At 63.0% G+C, this 17,706-nt stretch carries 18 protein-coding genes; 10 read left to right on the top strand and 8 right to left on the bottom strand.

What is annotated here, in order from left to right; all coding sequences use genetic code 11:
* Window positions 1-177: 177 nt before the first annotated feature.
* Complete coding sequence (locus JWP26_RS00985; RefSeq protein WP_299722123.1) at window positions 178-1,365, bottom strand: alpha-hydroxy acid oxidase; 1,188 nt, start codon at window positions 1,363-1,365, stop codon at window positions 178-180.
* 653 nt (window positions 1,366-2,018) lie between these two features.
* Between JWP26_RS00985 and JWP26_RS00980 the strand changes: the two genes are divergently transcribed.
* Both JWP26_RS00980 and JWP26_RS00975 read left to right on the top strand, forming a co-directional pair.
* The gene (locus JWP26_RS00980) at window positions 2,019-2,939 is read left to right on the top strand and encodes an SMP-30/gluconolactonase/LRE family protein (RefSeq protein ID WP_299722120.1); all 921 of its coding nucleotides are present in this window, start codon (window positions 2,019-2,021) and stop codon (window positions 2,937-2,939) included.
* Window positions 2,940-3,008: 69 nt separating this feature from the next.
* Complete coding sequence (locus JWP26_RS00975; protein ID WP_299722118.1) at window positions 3,009-4,094, top strand: sensor histidine kinase; 1,086 nt, start codon at window positions 3,009-3,011, stop codon at window positions 4,092-4,094.
* Here the strand turns inward: JWP26_RS00975 and rnk are convergent.
* Together rnk and JWP26_RS00965 are read right to left on the bottom strand one after the other, a co-directional pair.
* Window positions 4,091-4,489: a nucleoside diphosphate kinase regulator gene (rnk, locus tag JWP26_RS00970; protein WP_299722116.1), complete on the bottom strand. Its 399-nt coding sequence runs from the start codon at window positions 4,487-4,489 to the stop codon at window positions 4,091-4,093. The genes JWP26_RS00975 and rnk overlap by 4 nt on opposite strands.
* 288 nt (window positions 4,490-4,777) lie before the next feature.
* Entirely contained in the window at window positions 4,778-6,316 is a 1,539-nt protein-coding gene (locus JWP26_RS00965) for a UxaA family hydrolase (protein WP_299722197.1), read from the bottom strand.
* Window positions 6,317-6,464: 148 nt separating this feature from the next.
* Between JWP26_RS00965 and JWP26_RS00960 the strand changes: the two genes are divergently transcribed.
* The 4 genes from JWP26_RS00960 (at window position 6,465) to JWP26_RS00945 (ending at window position 9,396) form a co-directional block, all read left to right on the top strand.
* Window positions 6,465-7,214 carry a GntR family transcriptional regulator gene (locus JWP26_RS00960; RefSeq protein WP_299722113.1) on the top strand — a complete coding sequence of 250 codons (750 nt, stop codon included), beginning with the start codon at window positions 6,465-6,467 and terminating at the stop codon, window positions 7,212-7,214.
* A gap of 21 nt (window positions 7,215-7,235) precedes the next feature.
* Window positions 7,236-7,667 carry an RbsD/FucU domain-containing protein gene (locus JWP26_RS00955; protein WP_299722110.1) on the top strand — a complete coding sequence of 144 codons (432 nt, stop codon included), beginning with the start codon at window positions 7,236-7,238 and terminating at the stop codon, window positions 7,665-7,667.
* A gap of 92 nt (window positions 7,668-7,759) precedes the next feature.
* Window positions 7,760-8,611, top strand: coding sequence for a fumarylacetoacetate hydrolase family protein (locus JWP26_RS00950; RefSeq protein WP_299722107.1), 852 nt, complete (start codon window positions 7,760-7,762; stop codon window positions 8,609-8,611).
* Window positions 8,612-8,877: 266 nt separating this feature from the next.
* Window positions 8,878-9,396, top strand: coding sequence for a hypothetical protein (locus JWP26_RS00945; RefSeq protein WP_299722104.1), 519 nt, complete (start codon window positions 8,878-8,880; stop codon window positions 9,394-9,396).
* A 5-nt stretch (window positions 9,397-9,401) separates the two neighbouring features.
* Here the strand turns inward: JWP26_RS00945 and JWP26_RS00940 are convergent, their stop codons facing one another.
* Window positions 9,402-9,752, bottom strand: a complete 351-nt coding sequence (locus tag JWP26_RS00940; protein WP_299722101.1) for a RidA family protein — start codon at window positions 9,750-9,752, stop codon at window positions 9,402-9,404.
* Window positions 9,753-9,911: 159 nt separating this feature from the next.
* On the opposite strand from JWP26_RS00940, the gene JWP26_RS00935 reads away from it, so the two are divergent.
* The 3 genes from JWP26_RS00935 to JWP26_RS00925 all read left to right on the top strand — a co-directional run bounded on the left by JWP26_RS00935 (window position 9,912) and on the right by JWP26_RS00925 (window position 11,606).
* Window positions 9,912-10,613: a DedA family protein gene (locus JWP26_RS00935; RefSeq protein ID WP_299722098.1), complete on the top strand. Its 702-nt coding sequence runs from the start codon at window positions 9,912-9,914 to the stop codon at window positions 10,611-10,613.
* Window positions 10,614-10,673: 60 nt separating this feature from the next.
* Window positions 10,674-11,246: a tetratricopeptide repeat protein gene (locus tag JWP26_RS00930; protein WP_299722095.1), complete on the top strand. Its 573-nt coding sequence runs from the start codon at window positions 10,674-10,676 to the stop codon at window positions 11,244-11,246.
* A 63-nt stretch (window positions 11,247-11,309) separates the two neighbouring features.
* Window positions 11,310-11,606, top strand: coding sequence for a GNAT family N-acetyltransferase (locus JWP26_RS00925; RefSeq protein ID WP_299722092.1), 297 nt, complete (start codon window positions 11,310-11,312; stop codon window positions 11,604-11,606).
* Here JWP26_RS00925 and JWP26_RS00920 read toward each other — a convergent pair.
* The 4 genes from JWP26_RS00920 to JWP26_RS00905 all read right to left on the bottom strand — a co-directional run bounded on the left by JWP26_RS00920 (window position 11,603) and on the right by JWP26_RS00905 (window position 16,264).
* On the bottom strand, window positions 11,603-12,649 hold the full coding sequence (locus JWP26_RS00920; protein ID WP_299722089.1) for a DUF3298 domain-containing protein: 1,047 nt from the start codon (window positions 12,647-12,649) through the stop codon (window positions 11,603-11,605). The two genes, JWP26_RS00925 and JWP26_RS00920, sit on opposite strands and share 4 nt — an antisense overlap.
* Before the next feature lie 42 nt (window positions 12,650-12,691).
* Window positions 12,692-13,696, bottom strand: coding sequence for a lysozyme inhibitor LprI family protein (locus JWP26_RS00915; protein ID WP_299722086.1), 1,005 nt, complete (start codon window positions 13,694-13,696; stop codon window positions 12,692-12,694).
* A gap of 69 nt (window positions 13,697-13,765) precedes the next feature.
* Window positions 13,766-15,484 carry a GGDEF domain-containing protein gene (locus JWP26_RS00910; RefSeq protein ID WP_299722083.1) on the bottom strand — a complete coding sequence of 573 codons (1,719 nt, stop codon included), beginning with the start codon at window positions 15,482-15,484 and terminating at the stop codon, window positions 13,766-13,768.
* 165 nt (window positions 15,485-15,649) lie between these two features.
* Complete coding sequence (locus tag JWP26_RS00905) at window positions 15,650-16,264, bottom strand: alpha/beta hydrolase (RefSeq protein ID WP_299722080.1); 615 nt, start codon at window positions 16,262-16,264, stop codon at window positions 15,650-15,652.
* Window positions 16,265-16,409: 145 nt separating this feature from the next.
* On the opposite strand from JWP26_RS00905, the gene JWP26_RS00900 reads away from it, so the two are divergent.
* A partial coding sequence (locus JWP26_RS00900; RefSeq protein WP_299722077.1) for an L-serine ammonia-lyase occupies window positions 16,410-17,706 on the top strand: 1,297 nt, incomplete at its 3' end.

Below are 17,706 nucleotides of genomic sequence, written 5' to 3'. Positions count from 1 at the left end.
TGACGCTACGCCTGCTGCTTCCTTTTCCTCTCCCCATCGGGGAGAGGTCGGCTTGCGGAGCAAGACGGGTGAGGGGGAATGTCGCCGCGAACCCAGCCCTCTGAGCAACCCAACGCACCCCCTCATCCGGCGCTACGCGCCACCTTCTCCCCGATGGGGAGAAGAAAAGAGGTGCCCCTACCCCTTCGCCCCCAGCGGCGAGTTCCGCTTTGGAATATCGTTGGAATAAATATTGTGCAGCCCAACATTGAGGATGTCGCGTTCGCCGCACAGCGCCATGGTGGTGTCGAGTTCCTTGCGGATGATATCGAGCACGCGGGTGACGCCAGCTTCGCCGCCAGCGCCCAGGCCGTAGAGCATGGGGCGGCCGATAAAGGTTCCCTTGGCGCCGTAGGCCATGGCCTTGAGCACGTCCTGACCCGAGCGGATGCCGCTATCGAGATACACTTCGGTCTTGTTGCCGATGGCGTCGATGATCTCGGGAAGCACGCGGATGGTCGAGGGGGCGCCGTCGAGCTGGCGACCGCCATGATTGGAGACGATCACGGCGTCCGCACCATTGTTCACCGCGGCCAGCGCGTCTTCCGGATCGAGCACGCCCTTGACGATGACCGGGCCGCCAAAGCGCTTCTTGACCCAGGCGATATCGCCCCAATTGAGCGTGAGGTCGAACTGGCTGGCGGTCCAGGCCGACAGCGAGGCCAGGTCGTGATCGCCGCTCACATGGCCGACGATGTTGCGAAAGGTATGCCGCTTGGTGCCGAGCATGCGCATGCACCACGCCGGATGCTGCATCATCTGCCAGATCGAATAGGCATTGAATTTGGGCGGGGTGGAGAGCCCGTTATGGATGTCCTTGTGGCGCTGACCCAGGATCTGCAAATCCATGGTCAGCACCAGCGCCGAGCACTTGGCCGCCTTGGCGCGGTCGATCATGCGCTCGATGAAGCCGCGGTCGCGCATCACATAGAGCTGGAACCAGAACGGCGCCGTGGTGTTTTCGGCGATGTCCTCGATCGAGCAGACGCTCATGGTCGAAAGCGCGAAGGGAATGCCGAATTTCTCGGCGGCCTTGGCGGCCTTGATCTCGCCATCGGCCACCTGCATGCCGCCCGTCGCGGCCGGCGCGATGGCGACCGGCATGGTGATGGGCTTGCCCAGCATCGTGGTCTTGAGATTGCGGCCCTCGAGGTTGACGGCCACCTTCTGCTTCAGCTTGATCTTGGCAAAATCGCTCTCGTTTTCTCGATAGGTGCTTTCGGTATAGCTGCCGCTATCGGCATATTCGAAGAACATCTTGGGCACGCGCCGGTGAGCGGCCGTTTTCATTTCGGCGACGGTGAGGATTTTGTCGAGTGCGGCCATGCTGGGCTCCCAAGGTTGCCCTGCCCTAGCAACTAACATGTTAGTCGTCAATGCGGCACTGAGCATGGCTGCGTGCCGCCCGGGCGAAAGCCCTGCGGTGGAAAGACTGCGGCATGCGGCGAGACGTGCCTCATGGTTTTGTAGATAAGCGAGACAGCGCCTCGCCGCATGCGATGGGGTTTCTGGCCGCCCGAACGTGGCCCCTCTTGAAGTGAGGAACGAACGTCGCGCTGGCCCAGGGATCGCGCGACCGCATTCCCCTCCCACCAAACTCCCCACGGCCGTTCGTCGCGAACCCCGCAGCCATTGTGGAGATATCGGGGATGATTATGCAGCGGGGTGGAGGGGGTGAGGATTAGATGGGTAAGTGGGAGAGATCGGGGCTAAACGGCACCCCCTCCCTGCCTCCCCCATCAAGGGGGAGGTGTCTGCCGGTGGGTTGAACTGCATCGAGTTCCAATAGCGGCGGCTTGAACCCAATCGCGCCCCCAGAGTGGAGAGGCACCTCCCCCTTGATGGGGGAGGCTGGGAGGGGGTGACGGTTGGCCGAGATGCATGGGCCGTGGGACGCCGCTCCACAAAATTCCGCGCCAACCCACCTTGCGCGCGCCCGCCCTCTTGCCTCAAATGCCGCCCAAAGGGAGACCACGAACATGGCACTGCTGGCGGGCGAAAACATCGAATATATCGACAAGAAATTCTATGAGTTGGTGCAGGGCAACGCGCCGATGGAGACGCTCTACGACGGCTGCCGCTGGGCCGAGGGGCCGGTCTGGTTCAACGATGGCGGCTATTTGCTGTGGTCCGACATTCCCAATAACCGCATCCTGCGCTGGACGCCCGATCTTGGAGTGTCCACTTTCCGCAGCCCCGCCAACTACACCAATGGTCACACTCGCGACCGTGAAGGCCGCCTGATCTCCTGCTCGCATGGTGCTCGTGCGGTGCTGCGCACTGAGCCCGATGGCACGGTGACGACGCTCGTCGACAGCTACCGGGGCAAGCGCCTCAATTCCCCCAATGACGTAGTGGTCAAGTCCGATGGCACAATCTGGTTCACCGATCCGCCGTATGGGATTTTGTCTGACTATGAGGGCTACAAGGCCGACCAGGAACAGGAACACTGCAACGTCTTCCGCTTCGATCCAGCCGATGGTTCGCTGGCGGTAGTCGTCGACGATTTTGCCAAGCCGAACGGGCTGGCGTTTTCGGCCGACGAAAGCGTGCTCTACATCGCCGATACCGGCCGCAGCCACGATCCCGACTGGCCCGCCCATATCCGGCAATTCGATGTCGTGAACGGCAAGACGCTGACCAATGGGCGCACCTATGTGGATGTCGATACCGGCCTGCCCGACGGCTTCCGGCTCGATACCGAAGGCAATATCTGGACCAGCGCCGGTCCTTGCGTGAATGTCTACAACCCGGCTGGTGCCTTGCTCGGCCGGATCAAGACCGGCCAATCCACCTCCAACCTCACCTTTGGGGGCGCACGGCGGAACCGGCTGTTCATCACCTCCAGCCAATACGTTTATTCGCTTTATGTCGGGGCGACGGGGTTGCAGCGGCCCTAATGGAACTGCCCTAGAACGGCGCCATTCTGTGCTAGGGGTGATCCCTCGTAACCCGGATTAGGACACGCATTGGCAACCCAAGACAGCAATGGCACTCAGGTCGAAGAGTTGCTGGACACAGCAAACCTGTCGGACGCGCTGGAGAGCGATCGCTTCAAGCAATTTCTCGATCACGTGCCGTTCGGCATCGCGGTCGCCGAATTGCGCCCGACGGAACGGCTGACTTATGCCAATGTGGAGTTCGAACGGCTGATTGGCCGCACAGCGTCGCAGTTGCAGGGCAAGGGTTGGGATGCCCTGCCCACCACCGCGGTCAGCGCGGCCGACGGACAGCCGCTCAACCGCGTCATCACCGAGCAGGACGACTATCTGGGGGCATTCACCATCGCGCTGGACGCGGAAACACATAGCGTCGACGCCTGGTCCAACATCATCGAGGCCGATGACGGCACGCCCATGTTCCGCCTGGTGGCACTGGCGCAAACGCTGGCGTCCGCATCAGCCGAGAGTACCGACATCAAGCGCCAGCTGGGCGAAAAGGACACGCTGCTGCGCGAACTGCAGCACCGGGTCAAAAACAATTTGCAGATGATCACCGCGCTGATCCGGCTGGAAGCGCGCAACATGCCCGAAGGCGCTACCGGCGAGGCTTTCGGACGCCTGGCCGGCAGGGTGAGCTCGCTCGGCCTGTTATACCAATCGCTGACCGAAGAAAATCTAGGCGATAGCGTCGATCTGGGCGTCTATCTCAGCCAGGTCGCGTCCGCCGTGATGGCGGCCCATGCCGTGGAAGGCATCCGGCTCAACCTGCAGGTCGATACCTGGCCGGTCTCGGTCAACGTCGCCATGCCGACGGGCCTTGTGGTCAACGAGCTGCTGACCAATGCGCTGAAATACGCCTTCGTCGGCAGCGACGGTGGCACCATCAAGCTGCACAGCCTAGTCGACGAGACGGGGTGCCTCGTGACCATATCGGACGACGGCGTGGGCCTGGCCGAAGGGGTTCACTGGCCCAAGCCGGGCAAGCTCAGCGCGCTGATCGTGCATTCGCTGGAGCAGAATGCTCACGCCAAAATCGACGTCACCTCAGCGCCCGGCCTGGGCATGAAGGTGTCGATTTTCTTCGCCCGTGCCGACGCGGCGCCCGAAACTTAGCCCTCCACCTCCAGCACGGTCAGCACATGGCGCTGGCCATTGCGGGCGTTCCAGGTGATCGATTGGCCCTTGGTCAGCCCGATCAAGGCGGTGCCCACGGGGGTGAGCACGGAAATCCGGCCGGCCGAAATATCGGCATCGATGGGATAGACCAGCGTGACCGTGCGGTCGTCGCCGTTATCGGGACGATAGGTGACGCGCGAGCCCATGCGCACGACGGCGCCGCTCAGCTTGGCGTCGCTGACGACGCGGGCGCGCTCGAGTTCGTAGAGCAGGTCGTCCCCTGCGTCGGAGGTGTGGCCGATACCGGCCAGCGCAAGTGCGATGAGCTTGCGGTGATCACCCTCGCCGACCACGAGTTTGGGGCGCAGGGTGACAGAGTTCATGCTTGGCATGATGATAGTCCTTAGATGGCAAGCCGCAGCGGTCTTGGCCGCGCTGGCTTGCAGAATGTTGATTGTTGTGAATTCGTCTGAGCGGACAAACCGCTATGAGCAGCGTTCAAAACGCTGGAGAACCACCCTAAACCCGGCTTGACGTCAGCTCAGGTCTAGGGACGTGCGCCTGCGACCGGGTGTTCCCGGCGTGCAAAATCCTGCAGGTGCATCGCAAAAGCGTTCATGGCTTTAAAATAGGGAGCCCGGCCGCCTTGTCAAGCGGCGGCCGGTTTGGGCGTCGAAAGCCTACATCGTCGCGCCGACCTGCCACGGCACGAATTCGTTGTCGCCATAGCCCAGAGCTTCCGACTTGGTCGGCTCGCCCGAGGCGACGCGCAGCAGCAGGTCGAAGATTTCCTGGCCTTTGTCCTCGATCGACACGCCCTCGACGATGTCGCCGCAATTGATGTCCATATCGCCGGTCATGCGGTTGTACATGTCCGAATTGGTCGCCAGCTTCACCGAGGGCACCGGCTTGCAGCCATAGGCCGAACCGCGCCCGGTGGTGAAGGCCAGAATGTTGGCGCCGCCCGCCACCTGCCCCGTCGCCGAGACCGGATCGAAGCCGGGCGTGTCCATGAACACAAAGCCCTTTTCGCGCACCTTCTCCGCGTATTCGTAGACCGCCGTCAGCGGCGTGGTGCCGCCCTTGGCAGTGGCGCCGAGCGATTTTTCGAGAATCGTGGTCAGCCCGCCCAGCTTGTTGCCCGGCGAGGGATTGTTGTTCATCTCGCCATGATTGCGCTGGGTATAGTCTTCCCACCAGTGGATGCGGCTGAGGAGCTTTTCCCCGACTTCGCGCGACACAGCGCGGCGCGTCAGCAGATGCTCGGCGCCGTAGATTTCCGGCGTTTCGCTGAGGATCGCGGTGCCGCCATTACGCACCAGGATATCGGCCGCATAGCCGAGCGCCGGATTGGCGGTGATGCCCGAATAGCCGTCCGAGCCACCGCATTGCAGCGCCAGCACCAGTTCGGACGCATCGATGGTTTCGCGCCGCGCCTTGGCGGCCACGGGCAGCATTTCCTTCATGCGCTCGATGCCCCATTCCACGATCTTCTTGGTGCCACCGCTTTCCTGAATGGTCATGGTCTGGAAGGTGTCGCTCTCGGTGATGCCGTACATTTCCTTCATGCGGCCGATCTGGAACACTTCGCAGCCCAGGCCCACCAGCATTGCGGCGCCCAGATTGGGATTGGACGTGTAGCCCCACTGCGTGCGCTTGAGGATGTCAAAACCCTCGCCGCGCGATTCCATGCCGCAGCCGGTGCCATGCACGAACGGCACGACGCCGTCGATTTCGGGATAATCATCCAGAATACCCGAACGGTTGATGCCTTCGGCGATGAACTTGGCGACCGTTGCCGAGCAGTTCACCGAGGTCAGGATGCCCACATAATTGCGGGTGCCCACCGAGCCGTTGGCGCGGCGATAACCCTCGAAGGTGGCGCGCTGGTCGAGCGGCACCATGTCGGGCGCAACGGCGCCTTCGGAAAAGGCATAGTCGTGCTTGAGGCTGCCATCGGCGCCGCCCATGCCGCAATTATGCTCGTGCACCCACTCGCCCGCCGCGATATCCACGCTGGCAAAACCGATGATCTGGCCGAACTTGACGATGGCCTCGCCCGCCCGCACCGGGCGCACGGTGAATTTGTGGCCCTTGGGCACCCGCTTGGCGACGATCCGGCCCTGCGGCGTCTCGGTACCGGCATCGAGATTGGCCAAAGCCACGGCGATATTGTCGGCCGGATTCAGCACCAGGGTTCTGGTTTCGGGGCGGATCATGGTTTGCGACATGGGGTGTGAACTTTCGGATGCTGCTGCTGCCAAGGCTTTACCGCACGCTCAATACCGGCCACATAGGCACCCTGAAGTGCGGGCCGCCGGCTTCAATCGTGTTGTAAATCGCCACGGGTCTAACTAACATGTTAGCATGACTATGGAAGCAAGTCCCTATCGTTTTCTCGCCCGCCCCACGGCTTTGTCGCGCGGCAGCGTCACGCTTGACGTGACCGCGGCACTGCGCCAGGCCATCGTCACCCTGGCGCTGGCGCCGGGTCAGAGCATCGACAAGACCGCCATCTGCGAGCAGCTCGGCGTCTCCCGCTTTCCGGTCAGCGAAGCGCTGGCGCGGCTGCAGGCGGAGGGGCTGGTCGATATCGCACCGCAGCGCGGCTCGACCGTGTCGCTGGTGCGCATTGCCGACGTGCGCGAATATATGCTGATCCGCAAAGGCATCGAAAGCGAGGCCCTGCGCGTGCTGATCGGCAAGCATGACGCCGAGGTTATCGAGGCGCTGCATGCCAATATGGCGGCCCAGCGCGAGGCCGCCAGTCGCGACGATGCCGAGGCGTTTCACCAGATCGATCTGGAATTCCACGACATCATCTTCCGCTCGATGAAATTCACCAAGATCAAGAACATCATCGACAGCGCCCGCGCCAATCTCGATCGCGCCCGCCGGCTGATCATCACGCCGCGTCGGCTGGCCATCACCATCGCCGAGCATCAGGCGATTTTCGACGGTATTCTGGCGGCGGACCAGGCCCAGGCCACCAGGGCCATCCGCGCCCATATTGACGCGGTCATGGTCGAGCTGTTCGCCTTTGCGCGCGACGACCCCAAGGTCTTTGCCGACGGCGATACCCTTGGTAGCGACAGCGACAGTTTTCCATTCGGCTAAATCCCTGGGAGGGGACCCAAAATGCTCAAAAATATTCCGCCACTGCTCGGCCCCGACCTGCTCGGCATTCTGCGCGCCATGGGCCATGGCGACGAAATCGCCATCGTCGATGCCAACTATCCCGCCGATGCGGCCGGGCCGGCCCTGGTGCGCCTCGATGGCATCAGCGCCACCGATGTCCTTGAGGCCGTCCTGACGCTGATGCCGCTCGACGATTTCGTCGATGAGGCCGCCATTGTCATGCAGGTGGTGGGCGACGCCGGCGCGCGTCCGCCCGTGGTCGATGAGTTCGAAGCCATCGTCAAAAAGCACGAACCCAAGATGGGCGTGTCGTCGCTGGAACGCTTCGCCTTTTATGAGCGGGTCAAGACCGGCTACGCCATCGTGCAGACCGGCGAGCGTCGGCTCTATGGCAATATCCTGCTCAAGAAGGGCATTATCCGCCCGCAATAATTCGCCCAGCCGAACCGATTGGCCTTTGGTCGGCCTCGACAGGCTAACATGTTAGCTTTATTGCCTCATCACCCTCAACTGGATCTGACCTCATGAAACTCCTCCGCGTTGGCGCCAAGGGCGCTGAGAAGCCCGCCATTCTGGATGCCGATGGCACTATCCGTGATCTCAGCGGCATTGTGGGCGACATCGGCGGCGATACGCTGACGCCCGAAGGCCTGGCCAAGATCCGTGCCGTGGACATCGGCGTGCTGCCCAAGCTCGATGCCAATGACCGCATCGGTCCCTGCGTCGCCAATGTGGGCAAGTTCATCTGCATCGGCCTCAACTATGCCGACCACGCCGCCGAAACCGGCGCCGCCATCCCCGAAGAGCCGATCATCTTCATGAAGGCTACCAGCGCCATCATCGGCCCCAATGACGATGTGATCATCCCCAAGAACTCCATCAAGCCCGATTGGGAAGTCGAACTCGGCATCATTATCGGCACGGAAGCCCGCTACGTCGAGGAAGCCGACGCCATGAACCATGTCGCCGGCTATTGCGTCATCAACGACGTTTCCGAGCGTCATTTCCAGACCGAGCGCGGCGGCACCTGGGACAAGGGCAAAGGCAGCGACACCTTTGGCCCCATCGGCCCCTGGATGGTGACCAAGGACGAAGTCGCCGACCCGCAGAACCTGTCGATGTGGCTCGAGGTCGACGGTCACCGCTACCAGAACGGCTCCACCAAGACGATGATCTTCGGCGTCGCCACCGTGGTGGCCTATGTTAGCCAGTTCATGAGCCTGCAGCCCGGCGACATCATCTCCACCGGCACCCCTCCGGGCGTCGGCATGGGGATCAAGCCGAACCCGGTCTGGCTCAAGCCCGGCAATGTCATGCGTTTGGGCATCGAGGGCCTGGGCGAACAGCGTCAGTTGACCAAGGCGTATTCGGCTTAAGCCTCACAGATAATCCTGCCATTCGCGGCGCGGTGCCGGTCTTGCCTCAAGACCGATATCGCGCCGCAGTGCGTTTCGCCCCGGCTCGGCATCGCGCCCGGGGCGCAGGGTCTGCGCCTTCCCGATTGATTGCGGGAATGCGATCATCGGCCCCCACCGCCGCAAATTCCGCCCTGCTGCCTTAGACTGGCCTGATTGTGCCTGTGCCTTGCCATAGCCACCCCGAGAGGATCATCATGATCCCGCCAACAAGGAGGAGCTAGCCAATGGCCGTCACCAAAGCCGATCTGCAACGTATCCTGGGCAAGGACGATGCCGACCTTGTCGAACAAGCCCGCCATCCCGCCCTGGCCGATCTGACCCAGGACGAATTGCGCCAGCTTTCCAATCGCCTGCGCGAGCGGCGCAACAAGGCCAATACGGCCATCGCCAATCATCGTCGCGCCATCAAGGGCCGCGGCACCGGGGTCACCGAAAAGCTCGAAACCAACCAGCGCCGTCACTACTCGATCTTTGGCGAAGCCCTCGCACGCACCAACAAGGAAACCACCCGCCGCCAAGTGCAGGCGCGACGCACCGAACTGATGAGCAATGCGCAGCGGGCCCTGTCGCTCAAGCAAGCGGCCGGAGCGCCGGGCCATCCGGGCGGCGAGGCCCATGCCGGCAGCGGCATGAAATCCAACGCCAGCACCAAGACCGCCAAGGTCGGCAGCGTCACCCAGCACGCCCGCGTGTCACAGGCGACCAAGACCGCTCAGGCCAAGAAGGACAATCGCGGCGCCTGACCCGATTACGGGCGGCGCGCCACCATATCGATCTCGACCAGCGCCCCAACCGCCAGTGCCGTCACGCCCACCGTGGTGCGCGCCGGCAACTTCCCCGCCTCGAAAAAGCTCGGCCACAGCGCATTGAGCCCCGCATAGTCGCGCTCGAACGCGGTCAGATAAATCCGCGCCATCGTCACGTGCTCGAAGCCCAGCCCGATGCCGGCCAGCACGATCCGAAGATTGTCCATCACCCGCTGGGTCTGCGCCGCAATCCCCTCGGGCAGCGGCGCATCGGGCGCCGCCGGATCGGTGGGCATTTGGCCGGTGATGAAGACGAAGCCGTCGGCCTCCACCGCATGGGAAAAAGGCGCCACCGGTCGTGGGCCTGACGCAATCGTGTGATGAATAGGCAATGCCAATGCGACGCTCCGATTTGTTGAAACGGAAGTTTCGACCTACATTGCCAAATGTCAATTGTCGGGTGCCATGTCCCACGCTAATGGTGCATGGCAAGAGGAGAGCACCCCAGACCAATGTTTGATATTTTTCACGCGATATCGGCCTATCTTGAGACCTTTCTCGACGCGATTTCGGGCAATTTCTGGCTGACCTTTATTTTCATCTTCCTGGTCGCCATTGGCGAAGCGGTGTTCGTGCTGGGCCTGTTCGTGCCCTCGACGCCGGTTCTGCTGCTGGTGGGCGGCATTATTGCCGAAGGCCGGCTGCCCTTCTGGGAAGTGTATTTCGCCGCCGTCATCGGCGCCATCATCGGCGACGCGCTATCCTATGGCATCGGCCATCTGCTCAAGGACACCATCCGCACGGTCTGGCCGTTCAAGTACCACACCGAACTCATCGCCAAGGGCGAGGCCTTTTTCGCCAAGCATGGCGGCAAGAGCGTGTTCATCGGCCGCTTCATCCCCGGCGTCAAAGCGGTGATTCCCGGCGTCGCCGGCATCATGGGCATGGACTACCGCAAGTTCTCCATCATCAATATCAGCTCGGCCTTTGTCTGGGCCGCGGCCCATATCCTGCCCGGCATGCTGCTGACCGCCTGGCTCAAGTCCATCGGCCTGTCGCTGGAACTGGTCATCGTGGTCGGCACTTTGGTGCTGACGGCGCTGTTCCTGCTGGTGCATTACCACCGCGCGATCCTACTGGCGTTCGCTCCCTGGCTGGGCGGCTTCGGCAAATCCATCCAGGCGCGCTGGGGCAAGACCGACATCGCCCACTAGGTCGCCGGGTTCACGAACTGCTGTCTTGCCGCCGGCCGCAATCGGCGGCAAGCTCAGATTATGCGCATCTGGATCACCCGCTATCCGGCCGTCATCGCAGCCCTGCTGGGGCCGCTGCTGGTGCTTTTGTTCCTGCTGGCGCCGGCCAGTGCCCAGAGCGCCGACAATCCCGTTCTCGATAATCTGTTCGCCCAACTTCGCGTTGCGCCCGATGAGGCCAGCGCCAAGGCCATCAGCCTGCAGATCTGGACCCAGTGGATGACCCCGCCCGATCCGGCTCTCGCCACCCGCATGCAGCAGGCGGTGCGCAAACTGGCAATCGATCCTGCGGGCGCGCTCGATGAATTCGAGGCCATCGCCAAGGATTATCCCGACTACGCGGAGGCCTGGAACCAGCTCGCCACCGCCCATTACCTGCAAGGCGATTACACGACCTCGCTGAGCGATATCGACAAGGTCCTGGCGCTCGAACCGCGCCATTTCGGCGCCTTGTCGGGACGCGCGATGATTTATCTCAAGCAGGGCAAGCGGGCCCTCGCGCTCAAGGACATGTCCACGGCGTCGGCGCTGCATCCGTTCCTGGCCGAGCGCGCGCTGTTTCCCGAACTGCTGCAAGGCGTAACGCACATCTAGGGGTTGCGCAGCGGCTCGTGCAGACCGACATTGTGCTCAGTCGAACGCTCGGGACCACGCATCATGACCACTGCCGATATCACCGTCATCCGCCAGGATAGTGCCACGCGCGGCCGCTATATGGTCGAGCTGGCGCCCGGGGTCGAAGCCGAAATGACCTATCGCAAAACCCCAGCGGGGGTGATGAGCATCGACCATACCGGCGTGCCGTCCGAATTCGGCGGCCGCGGCATCGCGGCGAAACTGGTCAACGCCGCCATCGCTGACGCCCGAGCCGAAGGCTTCAAGATCGAGCCGCTGTGCTCCTATGTCGAAGCCCAGTTCCGGCGCCACCCCGAATGGGCGGACCTGCGCGCTTAGCTGCCGTAGCGCACCGAGTCCGAGCTTTCCGACATGATATCGCCGAGGCTTTCCCACGGCACCACAATGGTGGGGGCGCCATACGCGTAGGCGGCGACCTCATAGGGCTCGAACTGGATGGTCAGCCCGTAGTCGCTGCCAAAGCTCCAGCGGCTGGGGTCGGTGATGATGGCGCCGAGGTTTTCGACACCCTCGAGTTGCAAATTGTCGCCATGCTCGCGCTTGAGTTCGGCGGTGGCGATATCGGTCAGCGTCTTTTCCCAGCCTTCGCCGGCAAAAATATCGCTCGCCTCCATCGCGCGCTGCCGGCCGAGCAGATAGTGCGCGTAGGTGATGCCCCAATTGCTGTGCGCCGCGCCATGGCCAAACCAGTTGGTCATCACCTTGAGCGTCACCCGCGTGCCCACCACTTCAGACAGCGTGATGTCCACCGTCGTGTCGCTCTGCGCGTCGCTCATCGCATCGCCACCCTCGTCCGTGATCGAGCCCGAGACGCTCGCGACGGTGTCGCTGATGAAGCTATCGAAGCCCTCCGCATCGGCTTTGCCCCCATCCAGCGCAGGATAGGTGAGCTGGTGGGTCGCGACCTTCCAATAGGACGTCGGATCATCCACCGCGTCCGGATCGGGTAGTGCACTATAGCTGCTGGACACGGCAAAGCGGTGCCCACCCAGCATCCGGCTTTGTTCCAGCACCCCCGTGCGGGTGGAAAAAGCCAGCCCCAGGCAGTCGATCTGGTTGTCCGTATAAGTATCCACATCCGATAGCGGTTCGGCATGGTCGGTGCAGGACCTGGTGGCGAAATCGAGCCAAGCGCGCTGCTCGGCCCGCATCGCGATGACCGCCGGCTTGCTCAGCCCGCCAATCGCAGTGGCAAAGGCTACGGCCAGCGTATCGTCGTCCGCCGAGAGTTTTGGATTGTCGCAGATCGCCTTCTCGAAGGCCGTCGTCGCCTTGCTGCAATCAAAGCTCGCCGCGCTCGCCGGCCCCGCCATGGCCAAGGCCAGCACCAGCAGCATCGCGCCCAATATCGTCCGCATCATTGCCCGTCTCCTCATCGGCGATAGTGTCCAGATTACCCGGCGTCAGGGCCGCGCGATAGCGTCTGCATCGGCGGCCAGATAATCACGCAACACTCCCCAGCCCACGCTGACCGCCGGGCTGCCGGGAGTGACTTCCTGGTTCTCGAACTGCACCATCAGCCCCGCGCGGGTAAAACTCCAGCGCTGTGGATCGGTGGCGAATGGCATCATGGTTTCGCCGTCATAGGTGATCTCGCCATCCCGCAGGTCGACACTGGCGCGCTCGGCCACGAGAGTGGCCAGCGCTGTGCCCCAGTTTTTGCCCTCGAACATGTCGGTGACCTCAAGCGGCCGTTCTTCCTTGGTCAGGAAGTGAAAATTGCCCAGGCTGGAATTGGCGTGGGCGGCGCCATGGCCATACCATTCCAAGCCCAGCACCACACTGATGCGCCTGGCATTGACACTGCCCAGCACCATCAGAAAATCATTGTCCTCGTTGGCCACGCTGTCGTTCCGCTGCGCGCCGGCAAAGTCGGTATATTCACCCGTATAGTCCGCGGTGACCTGCCGCATATAGGCGTTGAACGCATTGGCGAGGCTGTCATTGCCATCCATGCGCAGGCTCGACATCACCTTGCGGCCCAGTCTAAAGCGCCCGCCATTAGGGTCGGGCACAGCCTCATAGGTATCGGCGGTGAAAAACCGCATCCCACCAACCATGCGGCTCTGCTCCAGCACCTTTAGCCGCGCGTCGTAGAGGCGCTGCAGGCATTGCGGTCGTTCCAAATCCGCACTGTCCTCGCCCGGCAGATACTGGTCGGAGCAGACCGTGTCGGTGAAATCGAGCCAATCGCGCTGCCCCTTGCGCATGACGATCTCGGCCTCTTCGGTCAGCCCCGAAATCGCCCCCACATAGGCTAGCGCCATCACGTCATCGGCGCGCGACAAAGCTGGATCGGCGCAGATCGTCTTTTCAATGGGCGTTCTGGCGTCGCTGCATGAAAAACTCGCCGCCTGTGCGGCCGGCAACAGCGCCAGGAAAGCCAGCAGGGCAATGACGGAGCGCATCGGCAAAACTCCCGGGATGGTACCCGCCTGTAATCCGGGTTTTCTGAATACGGACTGAACGTCCGCAGCCTAGCCGATTCCCAGCTTGGGCTTGCCGGTAGACGCCGTATCGGCATCGAAGATCACCACCTTGTTGCGGCCCTGCTCCTTGGCGATATAGAGCGCGGCATCGGCCATGTCGGTAGTGGTTTCCAACGTTTCGCCAGCCTCGGCAATGCAGGCGCCGACGCTGATCGTGACCATGATCGGGCGGCCATCGGGCAACATCACCGGCGCCTCGCACACCTGGGCCGTCAGGCCATACGCCATGGCGCGCAACGTGACCGGTGCGCTGTCGACCAGCACCACGACGAATTCGTCGCCACCCCAGCGCGCGCAGTGATTGCCCAGCCCAGCCGCCAATTGGATACGCCGGGCGATTTCCTGCACCACCACGTCGCCGGCGGCATGCCCATAAGTGTCGTTGATGGTCTTGAAGCGATCAATGTCGACCAGCAGCAGCCCATGCACCTGCTCGCGCGACAGCTCCTGATAAATCGCCATGAAGCCGCGCCGATTGGCGATGCCTGTCTGCCCGTCCATGAACGCCAGCCGTTCCAGCTCCTCGGTGCGCGCCCGCACGCGCGCTTCCAGCTCCTTTGTGTGCTGGCCGACCGCCTTGGCCATCTGCACGAAGGCCGTGGACAGCCGCCCGATCTCGTCCTGGCGATCATCGGCCAGCGCCGCGGCGGCCGCATAGTCCCCGTCCCGCGCCAGATCGACCGCCGCTTCCAGCCGCCCGACACGATCCACCACAGCCCGCTTGAACACCAGCGTGATCAACACCGCCACCAGCGCCATCATCGCCGCCAGCAACAGGCCCACCGGCAGGAACAGGCGTTTATCGATGATGGTGTCGATATCCATCAGCGTCACATTGTACCAGCCCAGCTTGTCGAGATAGCCGACCCCAACCAGCACCGACTTGCCGCCGATCTGCATGAACCGCGATTTGACCAGCACCTCGCCCGCCGAAACCTCGTTCATCATGGTTTGCAGCACGATGGCGTCGTCCGGCCGGTCGAGCATGGCGAACACCGTCTTGCGATCGGTCATCTCGCGCGTCAGGCTGTGATAGTCCACCAGGTTCTGGTCGCGATGGGCCTGCACGGCGCCATTGTGATCGACGAACATCGCTACGACGCCCACCTGGGGCACATTGACGACTTCGCGGATGAAGGCGGAGAGATCAATGCCGGTCCCCAGGATCCCCAGCACCTTGCGACCCTCGCGGATCACGCAGTTCATCCAAACCTTGGTGACGCGCAGCTTGTCGTCATTGTCGACATTGAGGTGACAGCCCTGGCCCAGCGCCGCCGTATTGTAATACCAGCCGTCGCGCGGATTGTTGGGGTCCAGCGTGTAGCGATACTGGTTGCCCGCATAGGCGTTGCCGGCATCGTTGAAATAGTAATTGCCCGAGGCGCCGATGACGAAGAAATAGCTCTTGTCGCTAAACGACTGCCGGTAATGCTCCAGCTCGGCAATGGCGCGGGTGCGTTTATCCGCATCGGTTTCGTCCACCGCCCAGTCGCGGATGGCCTGCGTGCCGGCCAAGGTTTCGGCCAGCGAGACTTCCCGCGTCAATGCTTCGAGCCCGCGAAAACGATCGTAGAGAATCTGTTTTTCGGCAAACAGGGTGCCCAACTGGATCACCGTCGAATTGACGATCCAGGAAAATGCCGCATAGGCCGGCACCGCCACCGCCGCAAAACCGAGCAGCACCAGCACCAGCACGCGTGTCCGCAAGCTCGCGGAAATTCGCCCCCTCAGGCCGTCGATTTTCGCGCTCCATCAATGGGTAAGGTCAGCGCGACCAAGGTGATACCTGCCCGCATTGTTAAGGGAGAGCCCTCTAAAGATCATTAACAAAGTGCTGCAATGTCCGGATCGCCTGTGTGGAGGCGCCGACCATCAACCCGCCTTCACCGCCGCTGCTACAAACCGCTGTGTCTCGCGCAGTTCTTCCGGCCGCAATTCATGCCCGCCATCGTGCCAGAACACATTCGCCTTGGCGCCCTGGCCAGCAAAATAGTCCACCAATTGCTGCGTGGCTGGAGCCGGCGCAATCGGATCGCGCCTGCCGGCAGTGACGAGCACGCTGCGCCCTGCAAGACCCGGTGCCGGAGCCGGCTGGAACGGGATCAGCGGATGCATCAGCACCGAGGCGTCGAAGAGTTCCGGCGCTGCGAACTGCACCGAAGCCAGAATATTGGCGCCATTGGAATAGCCCAGCCCGATCACCCGAGAGGACTGGCTCTCGGCAATCCGCGCCTTGATGAACGCCACCATCGTGCCGGTGCGCAGCGCCAGATCCGCCATGTCGTAGCGCCCCTCGCCGGTGCGGCGGAAATAGCGCAGCGCGCCGCCCTCGGACACATCGCCCCGCGCCGCCACGATCCGCCCGCCGGGCAGCAGTTCGCCGCCCAGATCGAAGAACTGGTTCTCGTCCCCACCGGTGCCGTGAAACACGAACAACAGCGGCGCACCCACCGCGCCCTTGGCTTCGCGATAAACATAATCAGACATGGCGGCCTCCTGCATTGTGCTCAATGTGATATCGGGCAAACCCGCATCCGCCGCAATCGGCCGCTGCGCCACGCACTGTTGCCGATTGCTGGACAATAGCGCTGGCGCGCGTTGTCTTGCCGCATGATCCGTGCATGATAGCGCCATGTTCCTGTCCATTTTCGACGTCTTCAAGATCGGTATCGGCCCATCGAGTTCCCACACCATGGGGCCGATGACCGCAGCCAACCGGTTCCTCGATGAGCTCAAGTCAGGCGATTGGCCCCGCGCCGCCCGTGCCCGCCCGGCGGCGCTGACGGCGAGCCTGCACGGATCGCTGGCCTTTACGGGCATCGGCCACGGCACCGGGCGTGCGGTCATCCTGGGGCTGTGCGGGGAAAATCCGCGCCAGATCGATCCCGATACGATGGACGCCAAGATCGCCCAGGTCGAGGCCACTGGTATGGTCCATCCGCCCGGCCACGCCGCGTATCGGTTCCTGCCGACGCGCGATCTGGTGTTCGACAAGCGCAATCCCCTGCCCGGTCATCCCAATGGCCTGCAATTCACCGCTCTCGACACCGATGGGCAATTGCTGCTGCGGCGCATCTATTATTCCATCGGCGGGGGCTTCGTCGTCACCGATGCCGAACTGGACGCCGTCAAGGGCTCCTCCCCGGCGCAGGCCGACGTGCCCTACCCGTTCGCCCATGCCAAGGACATGCTGGCCATGGCCGCCAGCTCGGGGCTCTCCATTGCCGCCATGAAGCGCGCCAACGAGGAAGCCAGCCGCTCGCGCAAGACGCTGGATGACGGTATCGACGAAATCTGGTCGGTCATGGCCGCTTGCATCGACCGAGGCCTCGACCAATCGGGCATCATGCCCGGCGGCCTCAACGTCAAGCGCCGCGCCAAGGCCATCGTGGCCCAGCTCGACGCCCAATGGCAGCGCAACGAAATCACCCCGCTGATGGCCAATGACTGGCTCAGCGTTTACGCCATGGCGGTCAACGAGGAGAACGCCGCCGGCGGCCGCGTCGTCACCGCGCCCACCAACGGGGCCGCCGGGGTCATCCCCGCCGTGTTGCGCTATTTCATCAAGTTCGATGCTCGCGCCAACAGCTCGACCATTCGCGACTATCTGCTGACCGCCGCCGCCATTGGCGGCATCATCAAGCACAATGCCTCGATTTCGGGCGCCGAAGTGGGCTGCCAGGGCGAGGTGGGCTCCGCCTCGGCGATGGCCGCCGCGGGGCTCTGTGCGGTAATGGGCGGCACCCCGACCCAGGTCGAAAACGCCGCGGAGATCGCGCTGGAGCACCATCTGGGCATGACCTGCGATCCGGTCGCCGGCCTGGTGCAAATTCCCTGCATCGAGCGCAACGCCTTTGGCGCCGTCAAGGCCGTCACCGCAGCTTCGCTGGCCCTCAAGGGCGACGGCACCCATGCGGTGCCGCTCGACG

Origin of the sequence: Devosia sp., assembly GCF_028290435.1 — a bacterium.
GTDB lineage: Bacteria > Pseudomonadota > Alphaproteobacteria > Rhizobiales > Devosiaceae > Devosia.
This window is presented reverse-complemented; position numbering and strand designations above follow the sequence as displayed.

Coding starts and splice junctions, on each gene's coding strand:
- JWP26_RS00980 (WP_299722120.1), top strand. CDS start 2,019: ATGGCACTGCTGGCGGGCGAAAACATCGAATATATCGACAAGAAATTC.
- JWP26_RS00915 (WP_299722086.1), bottom strand. CDS start 13,696: ATGCGCTCCGTCATTGCCCTGCTGGCTTTCCTGGCGCTGTTGCCGGCC.
- JWP26_RS00925 (WP_299722092.1), top strand. CDS start 11,310: ATGACCACTGCCGATATCACCGTCATCCGCCAGGATAGTGCCACGCGC.
- JWP26_RS00935 (WP_299722098.1), top strand. CDS start 9,912: ATGTTTGATATTTTTCACGCGATATCGGCCTATCTTGAGACCTTTCTC.
- rnk (WP_299722116.1), bottom strand. CDS start 4,489: ATGCCAAGCATGAACTCTGTCACCCTGCGCCCCAAACTCGTGGTCGGC.
- JWP26_RS00965 (WP_299722197.1), bottom strand. CDS start 6,316: ATGATCCGCCCCGAAACCAGAACCCTGGTGCTGAATCCGGCCGACAAT.
- JWP26_RS00930 (WP_299722095.1), top strand. CDS start 10,674: ATGCGCATCTGGATCACCCGCTATCCGGCCGTCATCGCAGCCCTGCTG.
- JWP26_RS00945 (WP_299722104.1), top strand. CDS start 8,878: ATGGCCGTCACCAAAGCCGATCTGCAACGTATCCTGGGCAAGGACGAT.
- JWP26_RS00905 (WP_299722080.1), bottom strand. CDS start 16,264: ATGTCTGATTATGTTTATCGCGAAGCCAAGGGCGCGGTGGGTGCGCCG.
- JWP26_RS00920 (WP_299722089.1), bottom strand. CDS start 12,649: ATGATGCGGACGATATTGGGCGCGATGCTGCTGGTGCTGGCCTTGGCC.
- JWP26_RS00950 (WP_299722107.1), top strand. CDS start 7,760: ATGAAACTCCTCCGCGTTGGCGCCAAGGGCGCTGAGAAGCCCGCCATT.
- JWP26_RS00985 (WP_299722123.1), bottom strand. CDS start 1,365: ATGGCCGCACTCGACAAAATCCTCACCGTCGCCGAAATGAAAACGGCC.
- JWP26_RS00960 (WP_299722113.1), top strand. CDS start 6,465: ATGACTATGGAAGCAAGTCCCTATCGTTTTCTCGCCCGCCCCACGGCT.
- JWP26_RS00955 (WP_299722110.1), top strand. CDS start 7,236: ATGCTCAAAAATATTCCGCCACTGCTCGGCCCCGACCTGCTCGGCATT.